This window comes from Streptomyces sp. NPDC002788, from assembly GCF_053592115.1.
In genome coordinates this window covers 56,883-76,671 of sequence record NZ_JBSFVB010000020.1, presented here as the reverse complement: position 1 = coordinate 76,671, position 19,789 = coordinate 56,883, and the positions used below count along the sequence as shown (strand labels likewise).

Below are 19,789 nucleotides of genomic sequence, written 5' to 3'. Positions count from 1 at the left end.
GCTGGGCGCGTACGTGCCCGTGCGGGCGACGAGCCGGAGGGCGTTCCCCGCCTCCCGGCGCGTTCGTTCCACGGAGGGTCCGTCAGGGTCGGTCGGGTTCCTTCGTGGTGCGGCCGAGATAGGTGGCCGCACCGGGCTCGGGGACGGCGAGCTCATGGAAGCCCATGCGGTCGTAGAAGGCCCTGGCCCGGGTGTTGGCCGTCGCCATGGCCAGGTGGACGGCCGGCACTCCCCTGTCCCGGAGGGTCGCCAGGAACGTCCGCATCAGGCGGCGGCCGTGGCCCCGCCCCTGCCACTCGGGCAGCAGGTCGATGTGCAGGTGCGCGGGGTAGGCGGCGAGTTCGGGCAGCACCATCCGCTCGGGGTCGTGCAGCAGTCCCGCGATCACCTCGTCCGGGGTGCGGGGCGGCGGTGGCGGCTTCGGGTAGCGGTCGGCGACCAGGGGCAGCCATGCGGTGCGGAAGGTCTCGGCGAAGCGCGCGGTGTCGGCGGTGCCGAGGATGTAGCCGACCGCCCGCCCCTGCCCGTCGTCCAGCACGAAGGCCAGTTCCGGCTCCAGACGCACGTAGGGAGCCGCGAAGGTCGCCGGGAAGATGCCCGGGTCCGCGTAGTGGGGGCGGCTGTCCTGGCCGTGATGGGCGGTGCGGACGCAGATGTCGTCGAGCGCCGGCCCGTCCTCGGGACGGTACGGGCGGATGGCGGGGGACTTGGTCATGGCTGCATCGTGCCCGCTGTGGGAGCGCTCCCTCAACCCATGGCGGGGGTGCGGCGGTCGTGCCGGACTCCGGTCATGACCACCGGGAACCACCCGCGCCAGGGCGGCGCTCGCCCTGCCGGAGACCGAGGAGGGGACGCAGTTCGGGGACGATCGTCCTTCTCCACGCGCGGCAAAGGCTTCGCCTCGGTGGCCGAGACGGGTTCGTGCAGCTCCACCTGTCGCAAGGGGGCCGAGGCGGCTCCGGCCGCGCATCCGGCCGGTGAGCGCCTGGTGCGCAGGGGGACACCGATCGGGTCTCCGGGTGCCGCTCACGGACGTCGGCGGCAAGGACCTCCGTGCCGTGTACGGGCGTCCTGGTTCAGCCGCGCCCCGAAGCGGCTCACCGCCTCGCTCGCCGCGGCCGGCCGGGGCGGTGGCCGGCGTCCCCGGCGGCGACGACCTTCCCGCCGGGTTAGACAGGCCCGCCACCCGGGCCCTCGTCGGCCCCGGCCTGACGATGCCGGAACAGGTGGCCGGGCACTCGCGGGCGGAGCTGCCGGCGCCGCACGGCGTGGGGCCGAAGGCCGTGCGGGTCCTGCCGGAGGCGCGGAGCAGCGGGGGCCTGCACCTGCGGGAGTGACCGTTCCCGGGACTCGCACGGTCGAGCACGGCTTAAGGGCACGACCAGGGGTTACCCGGATCGCATGGTGAAGCTGCATATACCGGGACGAAAAGAACACAAGGCGAGCGAGGCTCCGCCTCCGGAGGGCTCACGCCCGGGGTCGGAGGCGGCACGCCGCGAGACCACTGCGCCCGCTCGGGAGGACCCGCGGCCAGGGCCCGAAGCGGTACACCGGGAACCCAGTGCTCCCACTCGGGAGGACCCGCGTCCGGGGCCCGAGGCGGAACGCCGGGAGGCTCCTGCCGCCGCTTCGGCGGAGCCCGGGCCCAGTCCCGAGGTGGAGCGCGCGGCTCCGGACACGCCGACCGACCTGCCCCGCAAGTCGTGGGGCGCGGTGCTGAAGGGAAGCCTGAGGGAGTTCAAGGACGACGAGCTGACCGACCGCGCGGCGGCGCTGACGTACTACGGCGTACTGGCGCTGTTCCCCGCGTTGCTCGTGCTGGTGTCGCTGCTGGCACTCACCGGCAGGTCGACCACGGACAAGGTGCTCGAGAACGTCCAGCAGCTGGCCCCCGGCGCGGCCCGCGACATCATCACCCGGGCCGTCGAGCAGCTGCAGGGCAACGCCGGCATCGGCTCGCTGATGGCAATCGTCGGTCTCGTGCTGGCCGTGTGGTCGGCGTCCGGCTACGTGGCCGCGTTCATCCGCTCGGCCAACGCCGTATACGACATGCCCGAGGGCCGGCCGGTGTGGAAGCTGCTGCCGGTGCGGGTGGCTGTGACGGTCGTGCTGATGGTGATGGCCGTCTTCAGTGCGCTGATCGTGGTCTTCACGGGTGGGCTGGCCCGGCAGGCCGGGACGGCGCTGGGGATCGGTGACACCGCGCTGACGGTGTGGTCGATCGCGAAGTGGCCCGTTCTGGTGCTGCTGGTGACGACCATGATCGCGATCCTGTACTGGGCGACCCCGAACGCCAAGGTGAAGGGGTTCCGCTGGATCACTCCGGGCAGTGTGATCGCCCTGCTGATCTGGATGGTCGCTTCCGCCGGTTTCGCGATCTACGTGGCCAACTTCGCCTCGTACAACAAAACCTACGGCACGATGGCCGGTGTCATCGTCTTCCTGGTGTGGCTGTGGATCACCAACCTGGCGATCCTTCTCGGGCTGGAGTTCGACGCGGAGACGGTGCGGCAGCGGGCCATCGCCGGTGGGCATCCGCCGGAGGCCGAGCCGTACACGCAGCCGCGTGACACCCGGACGTGGGACGAGCAGGACCGGCGACGGCTGGAAGAGACCTGACCGGGCCCGTTCCGTAGCGGCCCCGGTCAGTCCATGAGCCCCGAGGCGACGGTGGCGCCCAGTTCCCAGCACCTCTCGATGCCGGCCTTGTCCGGCTCGCCGGTCACGGTCACGGCCTCGGCGGCGCGGCGCCAGCCGAGGCCGGTCGTGATCGACTCGATTCCGCGGACCGCTCCGGTGACGTCGTTGCCGCCGTGCACCCAGTAGCCGAAGGGGCGGCCACGGGTCGCGTCGAGGCACGGGTAGTAGACCTGGTCGAAGAAGTGCTTGAGGGCGCCGGACATGTAGCCGAGGTTCGCGGGGGTGCCCAGGAGGTAGCCGTCGGCGGCGAGGACGTCGGAGGCGGTGGCGGACAGCGCGGGCACGCGGACGACCCGGACGTTCTCGATCTCGGGGTCCGTCGCCCCGGAGACGACGGCTTCGAACATCGCCTGGCAGTTGGGGGAAGGCGTGTGATGGACGATCAGCAAGGTGGCCACGGCACCCGACCTTGCCGTCCCGGCCCCCGTCACCGCAAGCGGTGACGGGGGCCGGCGTCGTTCAGCCGGGCGGCCGCGGGTCGTTCAGCCGTGGCTGCGGCGGCGGATCAGCAGGCAGGCGACGAGCACGGCACCGGCGCCCGCCAGCAGGGCGGCCCGGTGGTCACGCACCCGTCGCGGGGCCTTGTCCTGCCAGACCTGCTCGGCCTGTGCGGCCTTCTCCTTCGCGCCCTGAGCGGCGGCGGCACCCTTCTGCTTCACCGGCTCCGGGAGCTTCTCCTCCACGGTGTGGGCGACGTGCGCGGCCTTGGCCCTGGCCTGCCCGCGCCATTCCTGGGCCTTGGTCTCGGCCTGCTCCCTGACCGCCACGGCCTTCTCGCGGGCGCGGGTCTTCACATCGGTCCGCTCCGCCAGCGCCTGGACGGTGTCGCCGAGTTCGTGGCGGGTGCGCGCGACCTGCTCGCGCAGTTCTTCCTGGCTGGTGGCGGTGGGCTCGTCGTGCGGGGGCTGGGTCATCGCTGAGCACTCTCCTTGATCTCGGCCACGTCGGCCTTGACGCTGTCGATGGTCTGCTGCGGGGCGGGCGGGGTGGCCTGACGCACCTGCTTGCGGCCGGCCAGTGCCGTCAGGCCCGTGGCGACGGCGAGGACGGCCGTGACGATGAGCGCCGCCGCCCACACCGGCAGCGGTACCGCCAGGGCGGCGATCACCGTGACGACCAGGGCCTGCAGGGTGACGAAACCCAGCACGCCGGCCCCGCCGAACAGGCCTCCGCCCTTGCCGAAGCGCTTGCCCTTCTCGGTCATCTCCGCCTGGGCGAGGCGCATCTCGCCGCGCACCAGGTCCGACAGCTGTTCCGTGGCGCGCTGCACCAGCTCGCTCACGGGCTCGTTCCCGGCCTCCGGCGCGCTCCCCGCGTGAGGGGTGGCACCGGCCGCGCGGTCCGTGTCCGTCATGGCGATCACCTCCCGGTCTGTGGTTCCCGCCGGGTACCCCAACCGGGGCGGGAAGGACACCTGGTCGGACAAGTCCTGTCGACCATGAGTGGCCGGCGCGGAATCCGGTACTCGGCGGTTGCTCCGAACGAGAAAGGGAGGTAATCGCCTTGTCGCAGGTAGAGGAATCCATCGAGGTCCGCGTGCCGGTGCACACCGCGTACAACCAGTGGACTCAGTTCGAGTCGTTCCCCGAGTTCATGGACGGTGTCGAGCGCATCGAGCAGCGCACCGAGACGCTGACCCACTGGGTGACGAAGGTCGGCGGCCGGAAGCGGGAGTTCGACGCGGAGATCACGGAGCAGATCCCCGACGAGCGGGTCGCCTGGACCACCGTGAACGGCGAGGCCAAGCAGGCCGGTGTGGTCACCTTCCACCGGATCCAGGACGACACCACCAAGGTCATGCTGCAGATGGACTTCGACCCCAGTGGCGTGGCCGAGACCGTGGGCGACAAGCTCGGGTTCGTGAAGCGGCAGGTCTCCGGTGATCTGCACCGGTTCAAGGAGTTCATGGAGGCCCGCGGGGCGGAGACGGGCGCCTGGCGCGGCCAGGTCTGAGCCGGCGGCAGAGGGCGGCCGCCACCACTGCACGTGGTGGCGGCCGCCCCTGTGTGTGCCGGGCCGTCATGCCACCGGACTGGCGATCCCGCTCTGCAGCAGGTGCCGGGCCTGCCGGGCGAGGTCGTTGAGGCGCAGGGCGAACTGCGCCGCACCGTCGTAGAGGCTGTGGACGGCCTGGAGGCGTTCCAGGCGCGGGGCCAGGGCCGACAGGGCGATGGCCAGGGCGACGCCGGCCCAGGCGACGGGGCCGAGCGGAGTGCAGCCGAAGAAGTGGCTGACGCCGGGGGTCTGGACGAGCGCGGCGAGTACCGCGGCCGAGCCGAGGGCCGTGACCCACACCAGAGTGCTGTGACGCCGGCCGGAGAGGGTCTGCACCAACTGGGCGCCGACCACGCCGCACAGGGCCATGGTGGTGGATCGGCGTTCCGTGCCCGGGGTGAGGCGGCCGATGAGGTAGGCCGTGACCGCGCCGAGGCAGGTGGTGATGCCGCGGCGGCGGATGGAGCGCAGCAGGGGCGCGCCGAGGACGTCGAGACCCATGGGCCCGGTCGCCGCGTGCTCCGCGGTCGAGGGATCGTCGCTCGGTGTGACCGCGACCGCCATCGCCGGGAACATGTCGGTGAGCAGGTTGACCAGCAGCAGTTGACGGGTCGACAGGGGTGAGGCGCCGGCCAGCAGGGTGCCGAGGACGCTGAAGCCGACCTCGCCGGCGTTGCCGCCGATCAGGATGCTCACCGCGTCGGCGACGCTGCGCCACAGCGCCCGGCCCTCGACGACAGCGTCGACCAGGACGGACAGGTCACCGGTGGTGAGCACGAGGTCGGCGGCGTTGCGGGCGGCCGCGGAGCCGCGGGCCTCGACGCCGACCCCGACGTCGGCGGCGCGGATGGCGGCGGCGTCGTTGGCACCGTCGCCGGCCATCGCCACGACCCGGCCGGCCTGTTGCAGGGCCTCGACGACGTGCAGCTTCTGCTCGGGTGCGACCCGGGCGATGACGCCCGCGCCGCGCAGGACCCGGACGCGTTCGCGGCGTTCCATGGCGACCAGTTCGTCGCCCGTGACGGCCTCGGTCTCCTCCGGCCAGCCCAGTTGCAGCGCGATGGCCCGGGCGGTCTCCGGGTGGTCGCCGGTGAGCATGACGGGCAGGATGCCGGAGCGGCGCAGCTCAGCGAGCAGGGCGTGCGAGGTGTCGCGGGGGACGTCGGCGAGGGCGACGAAACCGCTGAACTCCAGGTCGGCGAGCGCGGCGTCGAGTTCGGCGTCGGCGTCGTCGGCCCTGCAGGGGCGGCAGGCCACGGCGAGCACGCGCAGGCCCTTTCCCGCCAGTTCGTGTGCGGTGTCGGTGGCGTGGGCGGGCAGGTCCCTGCAGGCGGGCAGGATCGTCTCGGGGGCGCCCTTGACGACGAGGAGCTCACCGAAGTCGGGGTCGCCGTCGCGGCCGACCGCCGCCGCGTAGCCCCGCCGGGTCTCGAAGGGCAGCTCGCCGGTCGGGGTCCATCCCTGATCGGGCGGGGCGACGTCGAGGACGGCCTCGTCGGTGGCGTGCGCGACGCGGCGGCCCTGGCCGGTCTCCTCCTGGGGGCAAGCGCGGGCGGCCAGGCGCACGACCGGTGCGGCCTGTTCGGTGTCCGTGGCGAGGACGGTGCCGTCGGCGGTGGCGACGCGGACCAGGCGCAGTGTGTTCTCGGTGAGGGTGCCGGTCTTGTCGAAGCAGACGGTGTCGACGCGCCCGAGGGCCTCAAGGGTGCGTGGGGTGCGGACCAGGACGCCGCGCCGGGACAGCCGGCGGGCGGCGGCCATCTGCGCGACCGTCGCGACCAGCGGGAGCCCTTCCGGTACGGCGGCGACGGCCACGGCGACACCGCCGCTGACGGCGCGCCGTACGGGGCTGCCTCGCAGCAGGGACAGCCCCGTCACGGCCGCGCCACCGGTGAAGGTCACCGGCAGGGCCTTGCGGGTCAGTTCCTGCAGCCGGGCCTGGACGCCGGCGGGCGGCGGCGTGCGGGCGGCGAGCGTGACGGCCCGGCCGGCCTCGGTCCGGTCACCGGTGTCGACGACGAGAGCGGTGGCGCTTCCGGCCACGACGGTGGTGCCTTCGAAGACCATGCAGGTGCGCTGGGCCACCGGCAGGCCGGGGGTGGCCTCGACGGCCTTGGTCACCGGCAGGGACTCGCCGGTGAGCGCGGATTCGTCGACCTCGAGACCGTCGACGTCCAGCAGCCGCGCGTCGGCCGGGACGACATCGCCGGCGCCGAGACTGATCTCGTCCCCGGGCCGCAGCCGTGCGGCGTCGACGGTGATCGTGCGTGTGCGGCCCGCCTGCCTGCGGGCCTTCGGCTGCTGCCGGGCGGCGAGCCGGGCCAGTGCCTGTTCGGCGCGCAGCCGCTGGAGCCCGCCGGTCACCGCGTTGAGATCCATGGCGCCGACGACGAGCAGCGCGTCCACGACGGAGCCGAGCAGCGCCGAGGCGACGGCGCCGGTCGCGAGAACGGGGGTGAGCGGGTCGTCGAGCTCGCGGCGGACGGCGCCGGCGGCCTGCCATGTCCAGCGGGCGGGGGTCATGGCGGGGTGGCGGCCCACGCGAGCTGCCCGCTGCCGCGAGCGGTCGGCGAGCAGGGCGAGTCCGCGCGGTTCGTCGTCCCGGTGGGTGCGGCTCAGCCGATCGCGCGCCTCGTGGGGTTCCAGGGCGTGCCAGGGGATGTGCAGCCGGGGCGGGGGCGGGGTGGCCCGGGCGACCCGGGTGGCTTCGAGCCAGCCGGTGAGCAGGGCGTTGGCGGCGGCGATGTTCACGGGCGCGTGCCGGGTGAGCGGCCACAGCAGGCGGCGGCCCGGGGGCTGCCCGCCGCGGGCGACCAGCAGCCCCGAGAGGGCCGCGCCCGCGCGGGCCATTGTCTGCGACCGGCGTCCGACGCGCCGGGCCGCCGGGATGGCGGTCAGCAGCCGCCAGACGTCGGCGAGGCCGCCAGGGGCGAGCGCGTCGGCCCCCCAGGGGACGGCGGCCCGGCCGTCGGTGAGGGCGACGGCCACATCACCGGCGGGCAGCCCGGCCGCGACGTCCCCGTCGCCGGCCCCGCCGAGACGAGCGACGGCGACGACCACATGCCCGTCGTCCTGCAGGGCCCGCACGACGTCTCCGAACGGCTTGGCACTCGGAGCGACCTCGTCGGCGAGCCGGGTGACGTCCTTCAGGTCGGAGCCGCCCGCGATGACGACGTGCAGTCCCGCGCGGCGGGCGGCGTCGAGGACGGCCTCGGCGAAGGGGTGCACCGGGTCGTCGGGCAGGCCGTCGGCGTCGTCGCCGGTGTCCTGCCACCGGCTGCGAAGGGCGTCGGCGTGCAGGACGAGGGCGTCGGCGATCTCCAGTTGCCGCAGCCGCTCCCCGCTGCGGACAAGGATGCCGGCCCGGGCGAGGAAGGTGCCGAGGGTGGCGCTGAAGGCGGCCGGTCCGTAGCGGGCCGCCTTGGGGGATCCGGCGAGGACCGCCTCGGCGGCGTCCCGCGCGTCGTGTGTGACGAGGAGGGTGGCCGCGGCGCCGGCGAGACTGCCGGTGCTGGCGTGCGAGGCGTACTCCTGGGCCGGTGTGACCTTGAGCGGAGGCCGGGTGTCCGGTGGGCAGGGCAGGCTGATGCGCCGGTCGTGGCAGATGTCGTCGTGCAGCGCCTCGAAGGCGGCGGCCCGGGCCACCGCTTCGGTCAGCTGGTTGCCGCGCAGGATGCCGTCGAGCACGAGCGCGAGCGGGGTCTGGCCGACGCCGTGCGCGGCGGCGTTGGCGGCGGCGAGGACGAGTTCCATGCCGGACGGGCCGAACCGCTGCCGGAGCAGGGCCCGGAAGCGGGGGTTCTCGCGCAGCAGCGTGACGGTGGCGGTGACGATGCGGGAGGTGGGGGGCAGCCGCAGGGAGCGGCCGGCCAGGGCTCCGGCGGCTCCGGCGGCGTCCATCAGGATCGCGGCCGCGGTGACGCGCACCTCGCCGGGGTCGCCGGGGTGGGTGTCCTCCTGCGCGACCGGGTCGGCGCCCTCGGTGAGGCCGAGGCGGGCGGCGAGCTCGGTGGCCCGCTCGGTGACGCGGTCGGTGGCGGCGTCCTCGGCCACGGTGATCACCAGACGGGCCAGGCCCTCGTCCCAGTAGGCCGTGAGCACGTCCGGGTGGTCGAGCAGTTCCCGGGCCACCTTGCGGGCGAGGAGGGCGGCATCGCCGCCGGAGTGCCGCAGGGCGAGGTGGACGTACTGCCCGGCCTTCCAGTGCTGTCCCCCGGCCAGGGCGTTGCGCGCGACGTTGCGGACGCGGCGCGTGGTGTCGTAGGCGGACGTCATTCCCTGGGCGGTGCTGCGGGCGGCGCCTGCGGCTGCGCCGGCCACGGCCCCGACGAGCGGGGCGACGTCGAAGCGTGTGAGCATCTGCTGGTGTCCCTCGAATCAGCCGGCGGGGCTGTCGTGTCCGTGCTTCTGGGCCTGCTCCTCGCCGTGGAGTGCGGCGGCTTCGTGCACCTGCTTCAGGGCGGAGGCGGTGGCGGTGTCGCCGACCTTGGCGGGCTGTTCGTGGATCTGCTGTTCCGGCCGGTCCTGCCGGTAGTGGGAGGCGGCGAGCCTGTCGCCCGGGCCGTACGAGGCGATGTCGGACTCGTCCTGGGCGGAACGGCGTTCGCCGGTCGTGCCGGTCGGGGTTCCGCCCTCGGGTGACACGCCGTCGGGCCGTTGTCCGGGCCGCGGCTGGGTCAGCCAGGCGACGGCCGCGCCGGTCAGCGCCACCGGCCACTCGACCACTCCGGCCACGCCGAGCACACCGGCCCCGGCGTATACGGCCATCCGGCGGCCACGGGGCGACACCGCGCCGATCCTGTCCAGGGCGCCCGTGGCCACCTTGCCGACCTGCCCCGCGCCCGGCATGTGCCTGAGGCCCGAGGCGACGGCCCGCAACGGCTGCGGAAGATCAGACGAACGTGGTGCTTCCTGGTTCATGTCGACCTCCACAAGCGCGTCACCTGGCGACAATGTCCGGTTTCCCACCTCTTTGACTCATATTCCGTCCTGAGGAGGGCGCGCGCTTGTCTTGTTCGGCCGAGGCGGCCCGGCCGGGTGTCAGAGGATGGTCTCTCCGTCTTGGAGTCCGCCCGTGCGAGGGGCGGCAGATGCTCTTCGGAAGCCTTCCGTGTCGGCGTGGGTGCGCCGGGTACTCAGTGCTGGCACGCAGGCCGTCTCGGGTCCGGACACCGCACGGGAGCGGAGTGTCCGGTCCGGCGCGAAGGAGTGGTCATGACGCAGAACGGTGATGACGCGACGCTCGTCCGGCGACCGGGGAGCCCCGACCTCCGGATGACACCGGAAGGGCCGGAGCCCGCGCCACCACAGGACCCACAGGCGGACGAACCGCCGCAGGAGCTGCCCTTGGACCGCAACCAGGCGATCCTGGAGGCGGCCAAGCAGGTCGGTGCCCTGCTGAAGCGGAAGGGGCACCTGTTCGCCCTGGCCGGCAGCGTGGCCGCGTACGCCCACGGGGGCGAGAAGAACATGCAGCACGACGTCGACTTCGCGATCCGCCCCGATGACGCGGAGGCGGTGGCGGCCACCCTCCGCGAAGCGGGGCTGACGGTCTACACCCCGCCGGAGGACTGGCTGATCAAGGCCACGTGCTTCGGCCAGCCGGTCGACATCATCTTCGAGCTGGCGCACCGGCCGGTCGGCGGGGACATGCTGGAGCGGGCCGAGGAGCTCTCGGTCGACTCCGTGCGCATGCCCGTGCTGGCCCCGACCGACCTGCTGTGGAGCCTGATCGCCGCGTTCTCCGAGCACCACTGCGACTTCGGCGCGGCCCTGCCCATCGCGCGGGCCCTTCGGGAGAAGGTCGACTGGGAACTGGTGCGGCGCGAGTGCGGCGACGAACCCATGCCCGCGGCCTTCTTCTTCCTCCTGGAGCGGCTGAACGTCATCTGAAGGAGCATCCATGAGCACCCACGGTTCCCAGGACACGGGCGGCGGGCAGCCACCCGAGAACCTGGACTACCGCATCGCCCACCTCCAGGACCACCTCGCCTCGGGCGAGCTCGGTGAACTGGGCGTGCGGGTCGAGGCCCGCGGCCATACGGTGCTGCTCACCGGCACCGTGCCCTCGGCGCCCTGCCGCGACGAGATCCTGCGCACCGTCCACGAGGAGCTCGCCGGGTTCCCGGTGCACAGCGACCTCGTGGTCACCGAGGCGTCCTCCCCCGACCACGCGGAGGAGCTCTCATGATCCGTATCGCTGCCGTCGGGGACATCCACCTGGGCCCCGACAGCCGGGGTGTGCTGCGCCCCGCCTTCGAGACCCTGCCCGAGTGCGCCGACCTCCTGCTGCTGGCCGGGGACCTCACGCGGCACGGCACCCCCGAGGAGATGCGGGTGGTGGCCGGGGAAGTCCGGGATCTCGGCGTTCCGGTGGTCGCCGTCCTGGGCAACCACGACCATCACGACGACCGGCCGGACGCGGTCACGGCCATCCTCCGTGACGCCGGCGCACATGTCCTGGAAGGGCAGGGGACGGTCGTCGAGAGCGGCGGTGCGCGGATCGGTGTCGCCGGCACCAAGGGGTTCGGCGGCGGCTTCGTCGGCCGCTGCGCCGGGGAGTTCGGCGAGCCGGTGATGAAGGAGTTCGTGCGGTACTCACGCCGGAGCGCCGACGGCCTGCGGACCGCGCTGGAGCGACTGGGCGAGGAGGGCTGCGACGCGCGGATCGCCCTGACCCACTACTCCCCCGTCGCGGACACGCTGGCGGGCGAGCCGCTGGAGATCTACCCGTTCCTGGGCAGCTACCTGCTGGCCGAGGCGATCGACACGGCCGGTGCCGACCTCGCCGTGCACGGGCACGCGCACGCCGGCACCGAGCACGGCATGACGAGCGGCGGCGTCCGGGTGCGCAACGTCGCCCAGCCGGTCATCGGACGGGCCTTCCACGTCTACCACCTGCCGGTGCGGGAGCCCGCCGCGAGCGGCGCCGCCGCCCGACAGGCCCACTGAGCAAACCCCTTCCCGTTCCGCCGCCGGCGCTCGCCGGCGGCGGTTTCTGTCGTGCGCTGCCACCTGGCGCCGCTCGCGTACCCCCGCTGGTGTGAACGCCCCGCACGTCGTCCCTGTTTCAGGCATTTTGTCTGCTTAGCATGCAGGCTCCGCGCTCCGCACGTCGGCGATGTCCCCACGCGTCCGCCCGGGGCGCCCTGCCCCGTACGAGAGGACACCAGGATGGCGCTGGCGGGCCGTCATGAACCACCGTGCGAGCATGTCTTCTCCCCGCACGACGCCGTACCGCGCACGGCGGCGCCGCACGTCGCCCGCCGCCGCCCGCTGACCGTCACCGCGGCGGCCCCGATGCTCGCCTTCTCCACCCACCGGCCCTCCTGCGGCGGCACCACCGCTGCGGAACTCGAAGCGGCCCGCATCACCGACGACCCGTTCGGCGGGGCCTCCGGGGACCCGTTGCCCGGCTCGGTGCTGATCTGGACCCGGCTCGCCCCCGAGCCGTTCGCTGACGACGGGGGCCTCGGCCGGCAGCGGGTCGTCGCCCACCGGGAAGTGGCGCTGGGCGAGTGGTTCGCCGTCGTCGAGCAGCAGGGCGCCGCCACGGCCCGCCCCAGTACGCCCACGTTCGACGGCCGGCGCGGCTGGGGCCGGATGGACCTCGGCCACGAGAACGCGCAGGTCGGCTTCCGGACCGTCTCGGCCATCACGACACCCGAGGGCTCCCTCGCGACGACCGCGCCCTTCGTCACGGAGGTGGGCTCGCCCGGTCCGACGCCCGCCCGAGGCGCCCGCCCGTATCGCACATGGCGCCCTTCCCAGCGCCGAAGCGCGAAAGGGGACGGCCCGGGACACCGGGCCGGGCCGTTCCGGCAAGGCCTCTGCGGGGCTTCGCCGTGATCGACATCCGCAGCGAACACCCTGACCGAAGGAGACACACCCAATGGTCCACAGACATGCCGTGACCGGTCGCCGGGCGGCCCTGGCCGCGCTCGGGGCGCTCGTCGCCACCGGGATCCCCTCCGCCGCGGCGGCCGAGCCGACGCCGGTGGCGGGCCCCCCGCCCTCGGCGGCCCAGACCCTCGGCGCCGACCGCGCGTCGGCCGGGCTGCTGCGTGCCCTGGAGCGCGATCTGAGGCTGACCCCGGCCCAGGCCTCGCGGCGGCTGGTCAACGAGGCGGAGGCGGGCACCCGGGCGGGGCTGCTGCGCAACGCCCTGGGCGACCGTTTCGCCGGGGCCTGGCTGCGGGGCACCACGTCGCAGGAACTCGTGGTGGCCACCACGGACGCCGCGGACGTGCCCGCCATCAAGGCGCAGGGCGCCAAGGCGGCCGTCGTGAGGAAGACCCTGCGCGACCTGCGGGCCGTGAAGGAGAAGCTGGACGCGGCGGCGGCCCGGGTCAGCACCCGGGACACGCCCCTGTGGTACGTCGACGTCCCGGCCAACCGGGTCGTGGTGCAGGCCGGGGACAAGACCGCGGCTGCGGCGTTCGTCAAGGCCGCGGGTCTCGACGCCGAGAGCGTGGGCGTGAAGGTGACGGCGAACCGTCCGCGGCTCATGGAGGACGTCACCGGCGGCGACGCCTACTACAGCAACGGCCTGGCCCGCTGCTCCGTCGGTTTCTCGGTCACCAAGGGCGAGCAGGAGGGCTTCGCCTCGGCGGGCCACTGCGGCAAGCCGGGTGGCGGGACGACCGGGCACAACATGGCGGAGCAGGGCACGTTCCAGGCCTCCACGTTCCCCGGCAAGGACATGTCGTGGGTGGCCGTCAACGACCAGTGGACGGCCACGCCCGACGTCAAGGGCAAGGGCGGACAGAAGGTTCAGGTCACCGGCTCGGTCCAGGCGCTGGTCGGGGCGGCGGTCTGCCGCTCGGGCTCCACCACCGGCTGGCACTGCGGCAGGGTCGAGCAGCACGACACGAGTGTCAGCTACGCCGAGGGCAGGGTCGACGGGCTGACCCAGACGACGGTGTGCGCCGAGCCGGGCGACTCCGGCGGTCCGTACGTCTCGGGCGTCCAGGCGCAGGGGGTGACGTCCGGCGGCTCGGGCGACTGCAAGACCGGCGGCACCACCTTCTACCAGCCCATCAACCCGCTGCTCGGCGACTTCGGCCTCACCCTCAAGACGGCCCAGGCCGAACCCCCGGCGCCGCAGGGCAACGTCGCGCAGACGTGGACCGCGGGGCGGGTCTACGAGGCCGGCACGACGGTGACCCACGCGGGGGTGCGCTACCAGTGCCTGCAGACCCATCAGGCGCAGGGGCCCTGGGCACCCGAGCACACCCCGGCCCTGTGGCAGCGGGTGTGACGAAGGTCAGGGCTGTCCGGCGCCGGTGCGGCACGTGCCACCGGCGCCGGGCGGGCCCGGCTCGCGTCCGCGAGCAGCGCGTACGGGGTGGCCGACGAACGGGTCGTGGGCGCGGAAACGCAGGGTCCGGACCGGGGCCGGGCCGTGCCGGTGTCGGGCCGACCGGTGTCGGGGCCGGCCGGTGTCGGGGGCGGCCGGTGTCGGGGGCGGCCGGTGTCGGGGGCGGAAGCCCAGGAACGCCTGCCGGCCGAAGGTCGCGCGCCGCTGTGGAAGAACATCGGCCCGAACGCCGGCACACGGGTGCCCGCCGTCCACCCGCTCGTCAGCGCTCATGGGCTGGGACGGCTCCGGCCACACTCCGGAGTTCGCCGGGGCGGGCGCCTCTCCCCGGGCCCGCGAGGTGCTGCTCGCCTTGACGCAGGCCCTCACGCCTGCACCGCCGCCGACGTGCTGCTGTCCGGGAAGCCGCGCGAGGAGTGGGCGCGGCACCGGGTGGGGTGAGTGGTTCGGCCCCGGCCGGGGAACCCGGCGAGCGCTGGACCCACCGACACCCTGGAGAGGGCCATGAGTCTGTTGCGCGTGCTCGGCCGCCCCATGCTGGCCTCGATGTTCCTGGCGGGCGGTGTGAACTCCGTCCGCGACCCGAAGCAGGTCGCCGATGCCGCCGAGCCTGTCGTCCAACCCGTCACCGAACGTGTCTCGGCGCTGCCGGACCGCGCCGAGCAGGTCGTACGGCTGAACGGGGCCGTGCAGGTCGTGGCCGGGCTGATGCTGGCCACGGGACGCATGCCGCGTCCGGCCGCCCTGGCCATCGCGGCCACGCTCATCCCCACCACGCTGGCCGAGCACCGCTTCTGGGAGGCGGAGGACCCCTCTGAGCGGGCCCAGCAGCGCATCCACTTCTTCAAGAACATGTCCATGCTCGGCGGGCTGCTGATCGCCGCCGACGACACCGGCGCCCGCCCCTCGGTGCTGTGGCGCGGCACCCACGCCGCCCGCGGGGCGCGACGCGACGCGAACCTGGTGCGGCGCTCCGTCCGCGCCACCGCCCGCCCGGCCGTCACGGCCGGCCGGGTGCGCGCCAAGCTCTCCGCCTGAGCCGCTCGGGGGGCCGTGCGTTAGCCCCTGAGGGCCGGGGGGGACCCGGGGGCTGGAGGTGAAGGACATGGGACACGGAGGAAACATCATCGACGAGTTGGTGACCGATCACCGCGAGGTCGAGGAGATGTTCGGCAGGATCGAGGCACTGCCGTCCGGCCACCAGGACCGAAAGATGTACGCGGACCAGGCCACGATCGAACTCGTCCGGCACTCGGTGGCCGAGGAGGCCTACCTCTACCCGGCCGTACGTGAGTACGTCGCCAACGGGGACGCCCTCGCCGACCAGGAACTGCAGGACCACGCCGCGGCCGAGCAGATCATGAAGGACCTGGAGGGCTGCGACGCGGGCGACGCCGACTTCGACCGGCTGATGGGCATGCTGATGAGCGAGATCCGCTCCCACATCGCCGACGAAGAGGGGAACCTTTTCCCGGCGCTGCGGCAGGCCTGCCCGGCGGACGCGCTGAACGAGCTGGGCGAGAAGGTGCGGAAGGCGAAGAAGACCGCCCCGACCCGGCCCCATCCGGCCGCCCCTGACAAACCTCCGGCGAACAAGCTGCTGGCTCCTGGTACCGGGATGATCGACCGGCTGCGTGACGCGCTGTCCGGTCGGGGGAAGTCCGAGTAGCGCGACCGCCGCGCACCGGAGAAGGGCCCGTCGCCCCGGCGACGGGCCCTTCTCCGTTCCTGTGGTCGTCGTCACGTGGTGTGACCCGGGCGGTCTTCATGATCATCAACTGTGATCAACCACACTCACGGCCGCAAATCCCCGGCGTCTGACGCCGCTTGGGAGGCACGGGGACGGCGGACTAGGTGCGGAGGAAGCCGACCGGGGGTTGCCCTCTGTCACGATGGTCGGCGCCGTACCCGGCGAGGGGAGCCACCGCGCAGCGCGGCCGGTGCTCTCGTTCTCCTCGCCCCCCTCCTGCTGAGTCCTCGGACTCGTCTTGCGAGTACCGCACTGTGTCTTCACCGCCCTCCCCCGCCCAGCCCGCCTCGCACTCGCCCTGGCGATCGCTGAGGTACCGCAGCATGCGCTGGTGGTCCGTCGCGAACTTCGTGTCGAACGCCGGAACCTGGATGCAGCTCACCGTGCAGAACCTGCTGGTCCTCCAGATCACCGGGTCCGCCGCCGCGACCGGGCTGTCCATGTCCGTGCAGGCCGCCCCCGCCCTGCTGATCAGCGTCCTGGGCGGGGCCGCCGTCGACCGGTGGCCCCGCAAGCTGACCGCCGCCGTGAGCCAGGCGCTGCTCGGGGCGATCGCGTTCACCACGGCCGTTCTCGTGGCGCTGAACCGGATCGACATGACCTCACTGATGGTGCTGGCCGCCGTCACGGGTGTCGTCGCGACCGTCGACAACCCCGCGTGTGCGCTGCTCGGCAACGAGCTCGTCCCGCCGGAGGACGTGCCCTCGGCCATCGGGGTCGGGGCACTGGTGCACCAGGCGGGCCGTCTCGTGGGCGCGGCCCTCGCCGGTGTGGCGGTCGGGTTCCTCGGCACCTCCGCCGCGTACTTCGCGAACGGCCTGTCGTTCCTGTTCGTGGCCTCGGTCATCCCGTTCCTGCGCCCGGCGGCGGGAGCGGTGGGGCAGGTCTCGGCGTGCCCGCAGCCCAAGGGCTCCTCCGACATGACCGTGCGGGAGGGACTGGCCTTCTTCGCGCGGCGGCCGAGACTGGTCGCGCTCGCCGGGGTGACCGGGATCAGCTCGGTGTTCGGCCGTAACTACGGGCTCACCCTGGCCGTGCTCGTGACCGGGCCGCTCGCGGGAGGTCCCGGTTCGTTCGGCGCGGTGTCGACCGTGCTCGCCATCGGCGGCATCCTCGGCGCGGTCCTCGGTGCCCGGCTGCGGCGGCCGTCGGTGCGGCTCGTGGGGGCACTGGCGGCCGCCGGGGCGCTGCTTCAGGTGGTGGCGGGGCTGTCGCCGTCACTGGCGGTGCTGATCGTGCTGGTACTGCCGATGGCCGTGGTGGAGTCCGTCTCCGACACCGCCGGTACGGCCGTCCTGCAGACCGACCCGCCCGCCCGTCTGCGGGGACGTGTACTCGGCGTGTGGGGCAGCATCGGCACGGTGTGGGGCCTGGGCGGCCCGCCCGCGCTGGGGCTCCTGATGGAGCTGGCCGGAGCGCGCGGCGCCCTCGTCACCGGCGGGCTGCTCATCGCCGGCTCGATCGGAGCAGGCCACCTGCTGCGGCAGCGCCGGGCTCCGGTGGTGCTCCACCCGGAGGACGGCGAGGTTCCGGGCCGGCCGGCGCTGAGCACGGCGGCCTGAGCGGGCGACCGGGCCGTTCGGCCGCGGCTGGGGGAGCTTGCCCAACCGACCGCGGCTTGCCGGCACGGCCGGGGCTGCGCGAAGGGCTCCTCGGGTCGCCTCCGCCGCCGGCGGCGCAGGGGACGTGCGGCGGTGCGGGCTCGGCACGCTCCTCCCCATCGCCGACGGCGGCCGCCTCGGCACGGCCCGGTCGCCGCGAGGGCGCCTGCGCCTGGCCCCGGACGCCTCCGGCCGGCCTCGGACGCCGGAACGGCACACCTCGCGCGGGACCCCGTTCGTGCTGCACGCCGGCATCCGGTGGGACGGGCGGAACCGGCCGGCAGCCCGCGCCCCGAGTCGGAAACCGGCAGCCGGAAGCGCGGGCGGCCCGAGCACTCCGACCGGTCAGGACCCCGACCGCCGCAGTGCCGCCCCCGAGGCCGCCTTGGCCGCCCGGCGTGTCAGCAGGGTCGTGGAGCGGCCGTCGAGGTACGGCAGAACCACCGCCTGGCCGCCCCAGGTGCGCAGAGCCTTTGCCTCGGGCAGGTCTTGGACGGAGTAGTCGCCGCCCTTGACCCAGACGTCCGGGCGCAGCCGGGCCAGGACCGCCTCGGGGGTGTCCTCCTCGAACACCACGACGGCGTCGACGCTGCCGAGCGCGGCGAGGACCCGGGCGCGGTCCGCCGCCGGGTTGAGCGGGCGGCCCGGGCCCTTGCGGCGGGTGACGGACGCGTCGGAGTTCAGGCACACGATGAGGCAGTCGCCGACGCGCCGGGCGCTCTCCAGCAGACCGACGTGACCGGCGTGCACCAGGTCGAAGCAGCCTCCGGTGGCCACGACGGTGCCGCCGCGGGCCCGGACGCTCTCCGCGAGGGCGAACGCGTCGGTCGCGGGGTCGTCGGCGGGCCCGGGCGCCGGCTCGGTCCACCACAGCTCGGGGTTCCCCGCGCCGCCCGCCGCGACGAACGCGGCCGCCTCGGCGACAGCTCGCTGCAGGGCCTCCTCGGGGAGCAGGCCGTCGGCGAGGGCCGCCGCGGTCGTGGCGGCGAAGCAGTCGCCCGCGCCGCACGGGTCCCCGGCGGCCCGGTAGGGCACGGGGACGAGCATCGGGGTGCCGGAGCCGGGCCGGGCGAGCAGGACCCCGCGTTCGCCGAGGGTGACGGCGACTCCGGCGGCGCGCCAGCGTTCCGCGAGACGCGCCCCGCGTTCGGCGTAGGCGCCCAGTGAGGTCTCTCCGGAGCCGGGGTACAGGGCGCGGGCCTCCGCCGCGTTGGGGGTGACCAGCCGCGCCCCGGGCACGGGCGGGTCGCCCTCGGGGTGCGGATCCCACACCAGAGGGGTGTGGCGGGCGGCGTTCTCCAGGAGTGGCCGCAGGGCGCCCGCGGTGTGGCGGCCGTAGTCGGCGACCAGGACGGCACGGGCACCCGCCAGCGCTTCGCGGACCGCGTCGCCGGGTTCGCCGGGTGTGCCACCGCCCCGGTCGATGCGGACGACGGGCCTGCCGCCCGCGAGGACGCGGGTCTTCACCGGCAGGGTGCCGTTCAGCGGGATCTCCAGCAGCCGGACCCGGTCGCGCAGGTCGCCGCGTACGGCCTCGCTGGCTTCGTCGTCGCCGAGCGCCGTCACCAGGACCACGTCCCGGCCGCCCCGGGCGGCGAGGGCGGCGGCCAGTCCGGCTCCACCGGGGTGGCGGCGGTCGCCGGTGACGTCGACGACGGGGGCGGGGGCGTCCGGGGCGAGCCGGGTGGCGACGCCTTCGATGTCCTCGTCGAGGAGGACGTCACCGACGACGGCGAGGGGTTTCGGGCCGGTCATGGCGTGCTCCCGCGGGTGAGGACGGCGCGCCGAGCGAGGGGCGTGGACACGGCCGTGTCGAAGCACTCGCACAGCAGGTGGACGGCGACGAGGTGGGTCTCCTGGACGTTCGCGGCGCTGGCGGCGTCGATGCACAGGGCCTCGTGGGCGGCCTCCGCGAGCGGGTTGGGGCCGCGGCCGGTGAGGGTCCAGACGCGCAGTCCGGCCTGCCGGGCGGTCACGGCGGCGGCGATGAGGTTGGCGCTGCGGCCGGAGGTGGAGAGCAGCAGCAGGATGTCGCCGGGGCGGCCATGGGCGGTGACCTGGCGGGCGTAGACGTGGTCGAAGCCGTAGTCGTTGCCGATGGCGGTCATGCTGGAGGTCTCGGCGTGCAGGGCGAGCGCGGAGTAGGCGCGGCGTTCCTGACGGTAGCGGCCGACCAGTTCCGCGGTGAGGTGCTGGGCCTGGGCGGCGCTGCCGCCGTTGCCCGCGGCGAGCAGCCGGCCGCCACCCGTGAGGACGTCGGCGAGCCGGCCGCCCCAGTCCGCGATCCGGTCCAGGCCGTGCCGACGGAACCGCCCGAGGGCTTCCTCCAGCGACCGGCAGTGCAGACGGGCGGCGTCGAGGGCGGGCTGTGCGGGTGTTTCGCTCATGCGGATCGGGCGTACCGCCGTGGGTGACGGCGGGGAC

Annotated in this window: 18 protein-coding genes; 10 read left to right on the top strand and 8 right to left on the bottom strand. The window is 74.2% G+C overall.

The annotated features are described in order from the left end of the window. Positions 1–82 precede the first annotated feature (82 nt). Entirely contained in the window at positions 83–715 is a 633-nt protein-coding gene (locus ACWD1U_RS30965; protein ID WP_451112514.1) for a GNAT family N-acetyltransferase, read from the bottom strand. Positions 716–1,401: 686 nt separating this feature from the next. On the opposite strand from ACWD1U_RS30965, the gene ACWD1U_RS30960 reads away from it, so the two are divergent. Continuing rightward, positions 1,402–2,619 (top strand): YihY/virulence factor BrkB family protein, encoded by a 1,218-nt coding sequence (locus ACWD1U_RS30960; RefSeq protein WP_451112513.1) that lies wholly within the window; start codon positions 1,402–1,404, stop codon positions 2,617–2,619. 26 nt (positions 2,620–2,645) lie between these two features. Here ACWD1U_RS30960 and ACWD1U_RS30955 read toward each other — a convergent pair whose 3' ends face one another. The 3 genes from ACWD1U_RS30955 to ACWD1U_RS30945 all read right to left on the bottom strand — a co-directional run bounded on the left by ACWD1U_RS30955 (position 2,646) and on the right by ACWD1U_RS30945 (position 4,054). Next, positions 2,646–3,098: a flavodoxin family protein gene (locus tag ACWD1U_RS30955; RefSeq protein ID WP_451112511.1), complete on the bottom strand. Its 453-nt coding sequence runs from the start codon at positions 3,096–3,098 to the stop codon at positions 2,646–2,648. Between the two features lie 84 nt (positions 3,099–3,182). Further along, the gene (locus ACWD1U_RS30950) at positions 3,183–3,614 is read right to left on the bottom strand and encodes a DUF3618 domain-containing protein (RefSeq protein WP_451112509.1); all 432 of its coding nucleotides are present in this window, start codon (positions 3,612–3,614) and stop codon (positions 3,183–3,185) included. Continuing rightward, complete coding sequence (locus ACWD1U_RS30945) at positions 3,611–4,054, bottom strand: phage holin family protein (RefSeq protein WP_451112507.1); 444 nt, start codon at positions 4,052–4,054, stop codon at positions 3,611–3,613. The genes ACWD1U_RS30950 and ACWD1U_RS30945 overlap by 4 nt, the downstream gene beginning before the upstream one ends. A 149-nt stretch (positions 4,055–4,203) precedes the next feature. Here ACWD1U_RS30945 and ACWD1U_RS30940 point away from each other — a divergent pair, with 149 nt between their 5' ends. Next, on the top strand, positions 4,204–4,653 hold the full coding sequence (locus ACWD1U_RS30940; RefSeq protein WP_451112506.1) for an SRPBCC family protein: 450 nt from the start codon (positions 4,204–4,206) through the stop codon (positions 4,651–4,653). A gap of 66 nt (positions 4,654–4,719) precedes the next feature. On the opposite strand, the gene ACWD1U_RS30935 is transcribed toward ACWD1U_RS30940, so the two are convergent. Then, positions 4,720–9,054, bottom strand: a complete 4,335-nt coding sequence (locus ACWD1U_RS30935) for an HAD-IC family P-type ATPase (RefSeq protein ID WP_451112504.1) — start codon at positions 9,052–9,054, stop codon at positions 4,720–4,722. An 18-nt stretch (positions 9,055–9,072) separates the two neighbouring features. Then, entirely contained in the window at positions 9,073–9,615 is a 543-nt protein-coding gene (locus tag ACWD1U_RS30930) for a hypothetical protein (protein ID WP_451112502.1), read from the bottom strand. A 294-nt stretch (positions 9,616–9,909) separates the two neighbouring features. Here ACWD1U_RS30930 and ACWD1U_RS30925 point away from each other — a divergent pair, with 294 nt between their 5' ends. The 8 genes from ACWD1U_RS30925 (at position 9,910) to ACWD1U_RS30890 (ending at position 17,326) form a co-directional block, all read left to right on the top strand. Next, entirely contained in the window at positions 9,910–10,587 is a 678-nt protein-coding gene (locus tag ACWD1U_RS30925) for a nucleotidyltransferase family protein (RefSeq protein ID WP_451112501.1), read from the top strand. A 10-nt stretch (positions 10,588–10,597) separates the two neighbouring features. Next, the gene (locus ACWD1U_RS30920; protein ID WP_451112499.1) at positions 10,598–10,885 is read left to right on the top strand and encodes a BON domain-containing protein; all 288 of its coding nucleotides are present in this window, start codon (positions 10,598–10,600) and stop codon (positions 10,883–10,885) included. Further along, positions 10,882–11,646, top strand: coding sequence for a metallophosphoesterase family protein (locus tag ACWD1U_RS30915; protein ID WP_451112497.1), 765 nt, complete (start codon positions 10,882–10,884; stop codon positions 11,644–11,646). The genes ACWD1U_RS30920 and ACWD1U_RS30915 overlap by 4 nt, the downstream gene beginning before the upstream one ends. Positions 11,647–11,868: 222 nt before the next feature. Then, the gene (locus ACWD1U_RS30910) at positions 11,869–12,543 is read left to right on the top strand and encodes a PhoD-like phosphatase N-terminal domain-containing protein (protein ID WP_451112495.1); all 675 of its coding nucleotides are present in this window, start codon (positions 11,869–11,871) and stop codon (positions 12,541–12,543) included. Positions 12,544–12,586: 43 nt separating this feature from the next. Then, positions 12,587–13,954, top strand: coding sequence for an alpha-lytic protease prodomain-containing protein (locus ACWD1U_RS30905; protein WP_451112493.1), 1,368 nt, complete (start codon positions 12,587–12,589; stop codon positions 13,952–13,954). Positions 13,955–14,518: 564 nt separating this feature from the next. After that, complete coding sequence (locus ACWD1U_RS30900) at positions 14,519–15,052, top strand: DoxX family protein (protein WP_451112491.1); 534 nt, start codon at positions 14,519–14,521, stop codon at positions 15,050–15,052. Positions 15,053–15,119: 67 nt separating this feature from the next. Continuing rightward, the gene (locus ACWD1U_RS30895; protein WP_451112489.1) at positions 15,120–15,683 is read left to right on the top strand and encodes a hemerythrin domain-containing protein; all 564 of its coding nucleotides are present in this window, start codon (positions 15,120–15,122) and stop codon (positions 15,681–15,683) included. A 335-nt stretch (positions 15,684–16,018) separates the two neighbouring features. After that, on the top strand, positions 16,019–17,326 hold the full coding sequence (locus tag ACWD1U_RS30890) for an MFS transporter (protein ID WP_451112488.1): 1,308 nt from the start codon (positions 16,019–16,021) through the stop codon (positions 17,324–17,326). 384 nt (positions 17,327–17,710) lie between these two features. On the opposite strand, the gene rfaE2 is transcribed toward ACWD1U_RS30890, so the two are convergent. Together rfaE2 and ACWD1U_RS30880 are read right to left on the bottom strand one after the other, a co-directional pair. After that, positions 17,711–19,120 carry a D-glycero-beta-D-manno-heptose 1-phosphate adenylyltransferase gene (rfaE2, locus tag ACWD1U_RS30885; RefSeq protein ID WP_451112486.1) on the bottom strand — a complete coding sequence of 470 codons (1,410 nt, stop codon included), beginning with the start codon at positions 19,118–19,120 and terminating at the stop codon, positions 17,711–17,713. Further along, positions 19,117–19,752 carry a D-sedoheptulose-7-phosphate isomerase gene (locus ACWD1U_RS30880; RefSeq protein ID WP_451112484.1) on the bottom strand — a complete coding sequence of 212 codons (636 nt, stop codon included), beginning with the start codon at positions 19,750–19,752 and terminating at the stop codon, positions 19,117–19,119. The genes rfaE2 and ACWD1U_RS30880 overlap by 4 nt, the downstream gene beginning before the upstream one ends. Between the last annotated feature and the right edge of the window lie 37 nt (positions 19,753–19,789).